A 13,027-nucleotide genomic window follows, 5' to 3' on the forward strand; every position below is an offset into this window, starting at 1 on the left:
AAGAATATTAACTTTGCACGGAGGCAGTTGAAAGTGAAAGCTAATAGAAATCAGAAAATTAATAGAATATGCCGCAAGCTTTACAGCAAGTATCGCAAGAATGTTATTTCTTTAGTTACCGCTGCCGTATTGCTTGTCACGAGTATGCCGCTTGCAGACATTTCAGGTGTTGTGTCTAAAATGGTATCAACTGTCACCAACGCTATTACGGCTATGGCGGAAGATACATATACTGACATAACTAACGATATCAAAAATGGCGTTTTTACGATACAGAATGCAGACGATTTTAAAAAGCTTCTCAATGCAGACCCTTCTGTTTATCAGAATATCACTGTATTGTTTTCAAACAACCAATCTCAGTTTAAGGCTTCTGATTTTACAGGAATAGAAAAAGGACTTGGCAATGAAGAATATCCTTTCATGGGAACAGTCAAAGCAAATGAGGGTTCAGCTATTAATCTTCCTATTAATTTTGCTCTGTTTGAATATCTTAGTGACAGTGCAAATTTAGATACTATTATTTTTGCTAGACCGGAAGAAAAAAATTCAGCTTTGCTTGCTGAGAATGTTGTACACGGTGATGTGGCTTCAGCTAATAAGTGGAAAATAAAAGCTGATCCTGTAGATGATTCAGGTGCAAGAAATTATAAATCCTTCACGTCTGTTATAGGCAATATGAAAAATGGAGCAACGGTCGGTCTAAATATCACTCTAAGTAATGGTGCCAAGGTGGAAGTATCAGGTGGGGATAATGCAGGTCTTGCTTGTGGCACTATGGACGAAAACGCAAGCCTCGCTGTAAGCTTGTCAAGCAGTTTGCTTGACGTTTCCGGTAAATCGAACGCAGGTGTATTTGTCGGAAAAATGAGCGCTGGTGCAACACTGAACATTGACAAGTGTGATGCCTTGACAGATGTAAATGTATCCGCAAACAACGCAGGCGGACTTGTGGGCAGTGCAGAGAATGCAGAAATAAATGTCGGCGAAGGTGTCACCCTTACCATGACCGGAAGCGTTACAGGCTCTGTAACTGCGGGCGGTCTTTTCGGCTCTTATACATATAGTAAAGCCGACAGTAAAGAATTTGATATTTCAAAATTCAGCGGTGTTAAAATGACCCTTGATTGTTCATCAGGAGATACCGCTGACAGTGCGGCTGTTGGCTCTGTTTTCGGACTGCTGATAAACAGCGCAGATAGTGCAAAAATTAGTATCACGGGCACCGCTAATGATATTATTACTTCAAACTTCAAGGGCACTGTCAGGGCAGGCTTTTATGGTGGTATTGTCGGAAGATATTCTGCCAATGCTCTTAGCTCTGAACTAGCACTAAGTGATATCATTGTAAATGTGACTGGCTCATGCAATGCCCTTGATTTTGGCGGCCTTATTGGTAAGATAGGTGATAACAGCAAGGCTTATGTAAGCGTCAAGAATACCACTATAAGTATTAATAATCCCACATCATCACAAAATAATTATGGCGGACTTGTGGGCTATGCAGATCAGGCTTTTATTGATGTTGGCGGCAAAGTCACAGTTACGGCAAATGATGTTTCTGCAAACCAGAGCGTAGGTGGTATTGTTGGCAAATTTAATAAAAATGGCGTTGTAAGGCTTGGCGGTGAAACAAACCTTTCAGGCTTTTATCCTAAAGACCCTAACAAAAACGGATGTCAGATAGTAGGAAATAGAGGCAATGCTTTGATCTATAGCTTAAAAGGCTGGTCATTTACAAGGACATCTTCAAAAGTCATAGACGATATGGATTGGGGCGGAGTGCTTCGCCTTAACAATTCCGATCTGCTTGAGAGTGCTGACGGTGTTCTGTCTTTTGATGGATCGGGGCATACTGTTACAATAAATGGATTTCCTAATAATAATATAACCATAAGCGATAGGGCAGATTTTGCCCGTGCGGCTTTGATAATGCAGCATGATAGCAATGATTTTGTTAAGTATAGCGGTGTTAGCAGGGCAGATATGCTTGCGGCAAATATCAGCCTTAGTGCAGATGTTGATATAAGCGACACAGGTCTAACCGGCTTTATGCGTGATAATGGTGAGGGTACATTCACAGGCACTCTGAATGGCAATAGTCATAAACTTACCATGACAGTGGGAACAGATAATGATAAGATAGTTTTCCATACTCACAACGGACTTTTTGCAAAGACAAGCGGTGCAAAAATAAGTAATTTAACGCTTGTTTCAAACTTTAATATTGTCGGTGACAATGCTTCTGGCGGTGATGCTTGTTATATTGGTTCTGTGTCTGCATACAACAGCGGAGCTTTGACTATTGACAGCGTGACCGCTGATGTGACAGCATCTCCAAGTGGTGCGTATACTAATTTTGTCGGAGGTCTGGTTGGATATGTTGCTGACGCCACAAGTGAAGTTTCGTTCACTAATTCTGCTGTAACAGCAAATCTTACATACAATAATAGCACAACAAAGGTAGATTGTACTTGTCTTGGCGGAGTTATCGGAATGGTAGGCGCTGTTACATCAAAGCCTACAACTGGTATTAAGTTTGATAATGTCACTGTTGGCGGAAATATAACTGACAAACACACAGGAAGTAACTCTAGAGTTGGCGGACTTATTGCAGAGGTCGGTGCTAAGGATAATTCAGCTTCTGTTGTACCTAATAAGATATCTATCACCAATGTTAATATTAATGCTTTAACAATAAATTCTAGTGGTAAATCAAATAGCGGTGGATTTTTAGGGCATAACTGGTATAGAGTAGAAATTGATCTGAATAGTTTGAATGTAAACAATTCAAGATTAACAGTGAACAATGGCACAGAACTGGGCGGTCTTGTACTTTCCACAACAGGTTATTGGAGAATAAAAGAGGTTAGCTTTGACGGTGTGACAGTGAAAGCAACAAAATGTATAAATTTCGGCATGCTTGCCTCAACTCTTTTTGGTAGAGATTATGACTCTTATGGCTTTGACTATTTTAAAGGTGAAAATGTCAATAATTACAGAAGCTCACGAGATGCAACTTATTTTGAACTTACTGAACCTAATGGATATAAGATCTTACAAAATACTACGATAAATATAAGCCCAAGCTATTCGTATTTTGATGAGATAGCTCGTTGTAGTATTTATTATTCTTCTTCAGCTAGTTTTATGTCTAATCGTCAAGCCATAATTTCAATTCCTGCTGTTACAGCGGACGGAGAGCGTTTGCTGTATATGGACGGAAAGAACTGCAATACCTATCAAAATCAAACAACAAATAATGGTGCTGTGTGGAAAAATAATTCTTGGGCAAGATATTATTATAACCTTGATGTATATAAAAACGGTAAAGCCACCACAGGCGGAGCTAAGGCTGTTGAGTGGAGTGCAAAGCTTTTTGCGGCAAATAATATAAAAGCATATATTAATAGTACAAATATAGATTTTCCAACAGATCCAGAAATAGATTTGACAGGATATTCATTTTATCCAGTTGATACAAATGGTTGTAATATAAAATCAAATTCAACTATTACTTTTGAAAATAATGGCTTTAATCAGTCTGAAATGGTATCAAGCAGTAATAGTGACAATTATGCCCGTACAACTGACGGCATAGATGGAACAAATTTAACTAATGACCATAATCAACATTATATGATGCAATGCGGACTTTTCAGAAATGAAAATGGAGCTGTTACCATAAGCGGCAAACTGACCTTTAAGGGAAATATCGGTAAGGTGAATGGTGGTTCAGGTGCATTGGTTTGCGGCTCGGTTGCTGACGACACCAATACTACAAAAAAATCTGTCAAAATTACTGGCAGTATCGTTCTTGATGATCTGTATGTGAATGACGGTGAAACAATAAGCGACTATGCCCCTTTGCTTATAAATAAGATAGGCAACATGACAGAGATCACTATACAGAATGTGTCACAGAAAAAACACAGTATGACTGCTGAAGAATATTACAAAGGCGGTCAGAATTATGCTGCAACAAGCCTTATAGGCAATGTAGGAAGCGAAAAGGGGCAAAATATATCTCTGACTTTCTCAAATATCAAGCTTGACGCAAGTAATGAAAATTCAATTTTCAAAAATGCTACTTTGCTTGAAAGCTTTCAGCATTCTGACGGAGCAGGCTCTTCTGCAATATACAACTATAAATGGGACGACGATTGGGGTACAGACTCAGCTGGCAATATTAAGCATAATGTAACCTACGGAAAAGAAGTGTCTGACACCATAAAGAATAGTGTAGATAATGCGAGCAGGCAGAATAAGTATCATGGCGATTGGAGTAGAGATGACAGGTATACTTCCCCTGTCAAAAATAACGCAACAGAGGAATATAGCTTTACAAGTTACAAGCCATATGTTGCTAAATCGTATGATACCGCCCAAAACTATGATGAGATAGACGTAAACCTTGAGCGACCATATCTTGACGAGGGTTGCGGAACATACTCTGATCCATATATCCTTGACGCTTCTACACTGGCAGAGGTCGCACGAGTTATCAGTACAGCCGCACCTACAAATGGCTGGGAAGTAAACTATAATGCATATGTTTCTGCCGATAAATCGACTGTTAATGCTAATAGTGCTTTTTGCAAAGGCACAAATCATAAAACTTATACTTATGATGGAGCAGGCAATTTCGTAAGCGGAAAGGAAACAGTTTCAAAAGATAACATGATCAAATATCTTTGCGAGGCTTATTACAAGATAAATGATGATATAGTTCTTGGCAGTTCTTTTGCAGGTCTTGGCGGAACATCAAACAGTTACGTTTTCAGGGGCGTTATTGTTGGACAGAAGAAATCCGACGGAACATATCCAACTATCACCAATAATTCTGCAAGCCCTCTCATCAGGTTCAGCAGCGGAAGTGTTGTAAAAGATATCAATATAAAATATACCAAAGAAGTAACGCTTTCAAAAAACAATAATTATAAATTAAACTATAGTACCGGAAAGACGGAGTATTATGGCGGTGTTATGGGCGTTGTGTTCGGTGGAGATAATATCATTGATAATGTCAAGGTAACAAATCCTAATATAACATTTGCAAATAACGATAACAGCAAACAACATCTCATTACTGCAGGCGGATATGTTGGTGCCATAGTTTACGGCGGCGTTATTTTCAGAAATATGGACAACGTTGCCAAAGATAGTGCGCTTACAACCAGCAATACTGAGGCAGTGGGTGAAGACGTATATACCAATCTTTTTATCAATCCATATATAGGCAGAGTTGTAAACGGCTTTGCTATCGAAGAGGGAACAACGTTTGGTAAGTCAACTAACCTTAACAATGGCAGGAAAAATTATCTCATCACGCAGTTTAATAGTGAGCTAAGTGATGATGAGAAATTAAATGTTATTGCCGGCACGACCAATACCATTGAAGTGCCTAATGCACAGGCGTTGTTTATGCTGTCTATCATATCACAGTCCGGTATGGGATATACAGACCGTAATAAAAATACTTGCGGCTATGGTCATTATACTTTTACTCGAAATGCAGACTATTCAAAAGTTGGCACAGCTACATTGACTTCTGATGATAAAGATTACAAAACTGCGATCTCAGATTATCAAAGACTTGAAAAGGCTACAAGCAGGGAATATGAAAAGAAAAATTCTGTAATGCTAAAAAAATATACAAAGCCAAGTGAAAAAGGTCTTTATGAAGCAAAGTGGGCACACGAATTAAATAAGAACTTTACTGTTAAACTCACAGGAAATGGAACCTATGACCTCGCCGGAACCGGTTTTCGTGGTATAAATCAGTTGTTTGATGCAACAAATAGTAACTTGGGCGACATTAAATGTGATTATACTTTGTCTTTGACAGCTATCCAGGGAAATGATAAGACTATAAAGCTCGATACAGATATAAAAGCCTATGCTGTGAAAATAACAGACAACAAGAGCGGTACCACTATTGAAATCCAAGATATGGATAACTATAAATATCGTACCGCATTTGCCTCCGTAAAAGGAGTTGGGTTGATAAACTGTTCAACGTATGCTTTAACTGTAAATAACCTTAAGCTTTCCGGCAAGATCAGCGTTAAGACGTATAACAACGATGGACAATCGTATGTTAATGAAGACCTTTCTACAGGTGGTATTGTTGGCGGAGTACAGAGTTCTTGCACGTTTAGCGGAATAACATTGACCGATCTTGAAATATATGGCGCATATACTGTGGGAGGACTTATAGGAAAGTCAACAAATGATATCAATATAAGTAACGTTAAGTCTGAAAACAGTGGCGTTTATGTGTATGGCGGATTTGAAACAGGCGGTCTTGTGGGAAATTCTCAGAAAGGCAACGAATTCTCTGTTAAGGATTCTAAGATAAAAATTAATAAAGTTGAATTTGCTAATCTTGATAAAGGCACAAAAACTTGGTTTGGCGTAGGTGGAATCGCAGGTTCTGCAAATATCAAAACGACAATAAGCAATGTTCAGCTTACAGCCTATAATAAAGATAGCTTTATCGGTTCAAAAAAAGACAATAAACCCCTTGCAACCCAGACAATGAACGAGGGCGGTCTTATAGGACTGTCTAACGGAGCATGCACAATAACAAAAACAAGCGTCAGCGTCGATGTTTATGGAAGTAATGCCGGTGGATTCGTTGGAATAAACAAAAACCAGTTGTCTATCAATGACTGTTACTATGGAGGAACATCTGAAACATCAGATTGCGGTGTTTATGGCTATACAAGTTCAGGCGGAATGGTCGGCACACAGAATGCGGCTGTGACCGTATCAAAGTCTGCTGTAAAAAATGCAACGATAGGTATACCGGCTGCTAAAAATGGTGATGCAGGTATCGGAGGTTATGTTGGTATAAAAGCTAATGGTGATCTGAAGATAACTGATTGTGAAGTCAACAATGTTACTCTGTCAGCAGAAGATAAGTCCAATGGTGCAGGTGTAGGCGGCGTGATCGGTCATAATGACCGTGGAAGCACATATGCTTATGATATTCTCATAAATAAATTAGGCTATGTAAGAGGCAACAACAGCGTATCTGTTTCTAACTTGATAGGTTGGAACTATGATAAAAATCTATCATCTAAATTTATTGGAGTATCGGTAAATAACACGGATTGTTTACCTGATATACAGTATAATAATTCAGAAGCACCTACCAACTTTTCCGCAGTTCATGCTGACTATAACGGCGATCAGAATAATACTCAAAATATCGGCGAGGGAAGCGGCACGCACGTTGATATCTATTCGCCTTATGTCAATATAAATCCAAGCGTTCCTGTCGGCGGTAAGACTTTCGCAGGCGATCTTGTTGGCGGAAATATGCAGACTATCATCAGTGACGCTGCTTCTTATACGAATGGCACAGCCAAAAAATCCTATGGCATAAACAGTACCATAAAGACATATGCAGAGGATCTGGCTAATTCAAAGCTTACAACATTCGGCAAAGCTTCTGAGCTTAACGTTGAGCAGCTGAATGATCTTCCAGTTTTGCTTATAGATGATAACTCATCGTTGAATATCACACAAATGCTCGCAAAGTATATCTCAGTTCTGACAAATTGTGATGTTTGCGACAGCAGTTCAAATAAGCTGAAAACAACAGATCTTATGAATGTAAGCACAGCGACTTATGTGTATGATAACGATGTTTTGAAAAAATCAGACAAAAGCACTCTTACGTTTAACAGCAAGACAGGATATTTCAAGGTCACAGACGGTCAGTATGACAATGACGGCACAAACAGATTTACTGTCATTACTCTTGATTATATCGACCCAACGGGAAGTGGCAAAACTGCTCTTAGACTTCATGTTCCTGTTTTTGTAAGAAAGGTGCTTGATTTCAGCTTTCAATCTTACGTTATCTCAGGCACAGACTTTAACCATTCTCACTATACGGATAAAACAAAGCTTGCTTTTGAGAGCTTTGATGCACCTGTTACTACTTATTTTAAGTATTCCTATTACAAATCTGCTAACGAATGGGAAAAAATGCTCAATAACGGTGATAGTCTGCTTTGGAGCTTTGATAAAAAGCTTTATCTTATTGGTGATAATGCCACTGACAGTGGTGTGCTTACCGATGATACAAAGCTAACTCTTGTTGATGCAAATAACAATGACAAGACTTATCATTCTACCGCAAGTGATGCTAAGTTTAATAAAACAACCGGTGAGCTTGACTTGACAAATATAAGTGGCTTTAAACCGGTTACAATGAATGATGTACTGTTAAGATATGCGTCGGTAACAGCTAAAGAATCATCTGACGGAACACTTGTTGAGGCAGATGATGAAGCTACAGCTACTGTTAAAACAAGCGACGGCAAGTATTATAGACCTGCTGGGGAGGCTGAAACAGGCACTTATAAGATAACTGTTTCAGCGAATAGTGATACACCAAAAAATGATAATGACGAAATGATAATAAGCGAGAACTATTATCTCACTATCAATATTCCGGAAACGGGAAGCACAAAAAAAGTCATCAAGAACTTTGTGAATTATTATAGCGGTAATAAGCCAAGAAAGCTCAATGGCAATATTCCTACAAACCTTGTCCAAGTGACAAATAATGACACTGGCGCATATGTTATTGCAAACTTTTTTACACAGCTAGTAAGTGTGACGGCTCATGACCCAGAGGAGATAACAGCGTCAAATAATTTTGTCCGTGCGACAATGACGTCAAAGATAAGCATTGATCCGAGCCTTAGAGATACATTTAATGGCTATAAGAGTGACGATTTCAATATGTATCAGGCGTTTAAATTCTCTATGAAGAACTTTGGTGAAAACGATGCAGGAGCTAATGCAAAGATCATTGCAGGAACTTCGGTGAATGTTGATTACAGCATTTTAAACAGTTCAGACACAGAGTTATCAAATGCAAAAATAAGCAAGACTGAGACACTTTCAGAAGCTAAAGACAGCTATATGCTGATGTATCCCGATTCGGTCTACGATTATATCAATAGTGACACAAATGGTTCTATAACTGTCAAGGCTGATATCAGCTTAACTTATGGTACTGCAGGGATCATAGATCAGTTTCCTGAGCGTAAGGATGGGGATACCAAAACCGGTATAGGAGTAAATGCGTCGTCATATGTTGCATATAGCCAGAACAATATTGAGAACAGCTCTATCTCTGCAAGTGGAGATATGCCTGCCAGACGCTACTATAGAAAGGCAATGACGGTGGCACAGCTAAACTATAACGTTGCAGAGTCAACGGTTCTTGAGTCGAAGGATTCACCATTTTCTCAGCTTGGTATCAATGCCAAAGATATGACTACAGAAGAAATGGCAATAACAGCAAATGCTATCTATGATCTGTCTGCTTTGAGCCGATCAACAAAGGACAGTGGCAAAAAAATACAGTATACAATGAGGTTGTATGTTAAGGACAATAGTGGCGATTATAAGCAGACAAACGATATTAGCAAATATCTCGGTAGCTTTACTTTGGAAAACGCCACATCAAGCAGTGGTCTGAATGGCAAGGAGTGCGTTTTTACCACTGACTATAATGGCGAAGAACAAAACACAGCCGTTACGAAATTTACAGTAAAAACAGGCAAGGCTTTTGAGGAGCAGGGACTTACCTATGCGAACTACAGAGTTGAGCTTACCGCGGTATTGCTTAATGACAACAACTCAGTTGTTAATGGAACTACCTCAAGCGACTATGTTGTTTATACAAACGCAAAAATAGAAACAGGCTTTATAAATTCATAATAAGCAGGCATTTTCAGGAGAAAATTATGACAAAAAGCATTTTTGGAAAATTCAGAAAATTAGAAAAAAAGAAGAAGCTACAGCTAGTCATAGCAGTATCCATTTCGGTGGTACTGCTTGTGGCACTGCCTGTTTATGCGTGGATTACTCACAAACGTTCTATTGCTCTTACAACAAAAATAAATGCCCCTACTCAGCTTTATATCACCGCAGGAAACAAAGAATCTGTGGCAAATCTTGAAATGGCAGATATAGACGTTGAGAACGGCAGTTATAAAGACTTTGTTTTCGGCATAGGCGGGGCAGACGTGCAACAATATCAAATACAGCTTGCACATACAACGAATATCCCTTTTGAGTATGAGATATACCGTGCGAAAAGCGTCAGTGAAACTGAAAAATCTGAAGCTGTCGTTTATGTTTCAGATGAAGAGAATAAAACGTTTTATTACAAAATAGACGGCAATAAGATCTCGGGACGTTATCTCAATCAGCAAGGCTCGGAGATACTTGCTAACAGCACACTTCACGAAAAGTCCTATGACAGCTACGGCAATGTTCAGAAAAATGCCGAGGCACTTTATTGGCAATCGGATACACTGACGGTAATTGACAATAAAGATCCGTTTTGCGATTATTTTATAATCAGAGTAAAATGGAATGATAAAGTCCAAAACAATAAAGAAACTGATATGGTCTACCTGACAGTTCAGAGAAAGTAATAAATCACAAAATAGAGAGGAGGGTGGCTGTTATGAAAGACCAATTTATAAAAAAGCTTAAAAGATCGTGGCTTGCAATATGGATAGCTTTTGCGGCAGCCGCACTCAGTACTATTGGTGTCTTGGCGGCTTATACCAGCGTTTCAAGTGTAAAGCGAGTTGTATCCACACAAAAGGGAGCTGGCATGCTGTTTTCATCTAATTATCTTACAACAGATGAAAATGATCTTCCAAGGACGATAACTTTTAGCAGTATGGAAAACTCGCCTTGTGTGACAGTCAATGTGTGCAACTATCCGCAAACATTGATAAAGCATAATGACAAGGATATCACATACACTTTGACAGCCGAGCTTGTGGACAGCAACGGAAATGCCGTTACCGGAGAAGAAACTGCAAAATACTCAGTTGAATATAACGGTGAAAAAAAGACTTTTGGAAGCAATTCAAAAATAGAGTTTTCACTTCTGAAACTTATGGCTGACGATTTCAACAAGCATGAATTTGTGCTGACTTTTGATAAGTCACAGCTCACAAAGTCTGACATATACATGAGAGTGACAGCCACTCCTACAAATCAGGCAGAGTTGAAACCACTCTCCGCAAAGCTTGGCGTTATCTATATAAATGATAACACATCAGCAACATGGACAGGCACATTCATCGACAATGCTACTTCGCCTAAAGACCTTGACGGCTTCAACTACTGCCTGTCAGGCAGTGGCTAGGGTACTGTCACCCTGACTTGGAATACGAACTATGTTGATATCAGCCCATGGTTTAAGAATACTTATGGCTTGACTATTTCAAAGGACAGTTCTGGCATAGCCACTGCAACTTTGAAAGTCAATTCTGCCGAGAAAAATCAATATGACATTCAGTTCTATCGAACGAACGGCATTAACAGTGCAGAGCAGTGGTCTGACGGTAATCATACCGATATTACGGTGACTGGTACGGGATTTGTTTCAATGAGTTTCACCCAAAGCGCAGCGACAGAAAATTAGAATATGTACAAAAAAACGGACTGCACACAAAATGCAGTCCGTTTCCTTTTGTAGGGGCGAACAGTGTTCGCCCGTTATTATATCCGTGTAATGTTCAGTACGAAAGCTTAGAGTGCAGACTTCAAAGCCTCAGCAAGCTGAGCAGGACATGATGTGCCACGTCCGTTGCAGTCGATACCCTCAAGTCTGTCAATAACGTCTTGAACCTTCATGCCCTCAACAAGCTTTGATACACCCTGTGTGTTGCCGTTACAGCCACCTGTGAAATGCACTTTCTTTACGATACCGTCCTCGACCTCGATATCAATTTTTCTTGAACATACTCCCTTTGGAGTGTAGCTGATCGTTGCCATTTGAAAAACCTCCTAAATTCTTGCTACGCCTGTTTCTCTTGCAGCCTTTGCCACAGCCTCAGCCACAGCGATCGGTACTGATCTGTCAAAAGAGTTCGGCAGAATAAATTCCGCATTGAGCTTGTCCTCAGGCACACAGCCTGCGATAGCCTTTGCGGCAGCCATTTTCATTTCCTCGTTGATGTCAGAAGCCCTTACTGCAAGTGCCCCCTTGAAAATTCCAGGGAAAGCGATAACGTTGTTTATCTGGTTAGGGAAGTCTGAACGTCCTGTGCCAACGATAAACGCACCTGCCGCCTTTGCTTCGTCAGGCATTATCTCAGGAGTCGGGTTAGCCATTGCGAAAAGTATAGGCTTATCGTTCATGGATTTAACCATTTCAGCGGTCACAAGCTTTGGCTTGGAAACACCCACAAAAGCGTCTGCACCCTTGAGTGCGTCGGCAAGAGAGCCGTGGAGCTTGTTCTTGTTTGTGACCTTTGCCATTTCAGCGTGAGCCTCGTTAAGATAATTGTCGCCCTCGCAGATTATTCCCTCACGGTCTACCATGATAAGATTGCCAATACCGAGAGAAAGCAGCAGCTTTCCGATAGCACAGCCAGCTGCACCTGCACCGTTAATTACCAGTGTGATGTCGCTTATCTTCTTGTTTGCTACCTTGCAGGCGTTCATAAGTGCCGCACCAACAACGATAGCAGTTCCGTGCTGATCGTCATGGAAAACAGGGATATCAACTTTTTCTTTAAGCTTAGCCTCTATCTCAAAGCACCTTGGAGCGGCGATATCCTCAAGATTTATACCACCGAAGCTGCCTGATATCATAGCGATGGTGTTTACTATTTCGTCAACGTCATTGGACTTTATGCAAAGTGGAAAAGCGTCAACGTCTGCGAACTCCTTGAAAAGTGCACATTTTCCCTCCATAACAGGCATACCAGCCAGACCGCCAATATTGCCAAGACCAAGCACAGCAGAGCCGTCTGTGATAACAGCCACAAGATTTGCACGTCTTGTAAGCTCATATGAAAGGTCAGGATCTTTCTGTATCTCAAGGCAAGGCTGAGCAACGCCCGGAGTATAAGCCAGCGTCAGGTCTTTTGCATTGTTTACCTTTGCTCTTGAGCAGACCTCTATCTTGCCTTTCCATTCTCTGTGTTTCTGTAGGGATTCTTCCATTACGTTCATTTTATACAGT

6 protein-coding genes are annotated in these 13,027 nt (G+C 40.1%); 4 read left to right on the forward strand and 2 right to left on the reverse strand.

All coding sequences use genetic code 11. The features are described from left to right. Positions 1–33 precede the first annotated feature (33 nt). The 4 genes from AB5Z01_RS05925 to AB5Z01_RS05940 all read left to right on the forward strand — a co-directional run bounded on the left by AB5Z01_RS05925 (position 34) and on the right by AB5Z01_RS05940 (position 11,479). Positions 34–9,750, forward strand: coding sequence for a hypothetical protein (locus AB5Z01_RS05925; RefSeq protein ID WP_368365381.1), 9,717 nt, complete (start codon positions 34–36; stop codon positions 9,748–9,750). Positions 9,751–9,776: 26 nt separating this feature from the next. Next, the gene (locus AB5Z01_RS05930; protein WP_287214588.1) at positions 9,777–10,472 is read left to right on the forward strand and encodes a hypothetical protein; all 696 of its coding nucleotides are present in this window, start codon (positions 9,777–9,779) and stop codon (positions 10,470–10,472) included. A gap of 32 nt (positions 10,473–10,504) precedes the next feature. After that, positions 10,505–11,200, forward strand: coding sequence for a hypothetical protein (locus tag AB5Z01_RS05935; protein ID WP_287214586.1), 696 nt, complete (start codon positions 10,505–10,507; stop codon positions 11,198–11,200). Between the two features lie 69 nt (positions 11,201–11,269). Then, the gene (locus AB5Z01_RS05940; RefSeq protein ID WP_287214584.1) at positions 11,270–11,479 is read left to right on the forward strand and encodes a hypothetical protein; all 210 of its coding nucleotides are present in this window, start codon (positions 11,270–11,272) and stop codon (positions 11,477–11,479) included. A 107-nt stretch (positions 11,480–11,586) separates the two neighbouring features. On the opposite strand, the gene AB5Z01_RS05945 is transcribed toward AB5Z01_RS05940, so the two are convergent. Further along, the gene (locus AB5Z01_RS05945) at positions 11,587–11,832 is read right to left on the reverse strand and encodes a TIGR03905 family TSCPD domain-containing protein (protein WP_022286682.1); all 246 of its coding nucleotides are present in this window, start codon (positions 11,830–11,832) and stop codon (positions 11,587–11,589) included. A 12-nt stretch (positions 11,833–11,844) separates the two neighbouring features. After that, entirely contained in the window at positions 11,845–13,017 is a 1,173-nt protein-coding gene (locus AB5Z01_RS05950; protein WP_287214582.1) for an NADP-dependent malic enzyme, read from the reverse strand. Between the last annotated feature and the right edge of the window lie 10 nt (positions 13,018–13,027).

The sequence above is a fragment of the Ruminococcus sp. RTP21359st1_H3_RTP21359_211015 genome, assembly GCF_040909065.1.
Lineage (GTDB): Bacteria > Bacillota > Clostridia > Oscillospirales > Ruminococcaceae > Hominimerdicola > Hominimerdicola aceti.

Bases quoted from the DNA above. Each gene is read 5' to 3' on its own strand.
- AB5Z01_RS05950 (WP_287214582.1), bottom strand. From the start codon at position 13,017: ATGAACGTAATGGAAGAATCCCTACAGAAACACAGAGAATGGAAAGGC.
- AB5Z01_RS05935 (WP_287214586.1), top strand. From the start codon at position 10,505: ATGAAAGACCAATTTATAAAAAAGCTTAAAAGATCGTGGCTTGCAATA.
- AB5Z01_RS05930 (WP_287214588.1), top strand. From the start codon at position 9,777: ATGACAAAAAGCATTTTTGGAAAATTCAGAAAATTAGAAAAAAAGAAG.
- AB5Z01_RS05945 (WP_022286682.1), bottom strand. From the start codon at position 11,832: ATGGCAACGATCAGCTACACTCCAAAGGGAGTATGTTCAAGAAAAATT.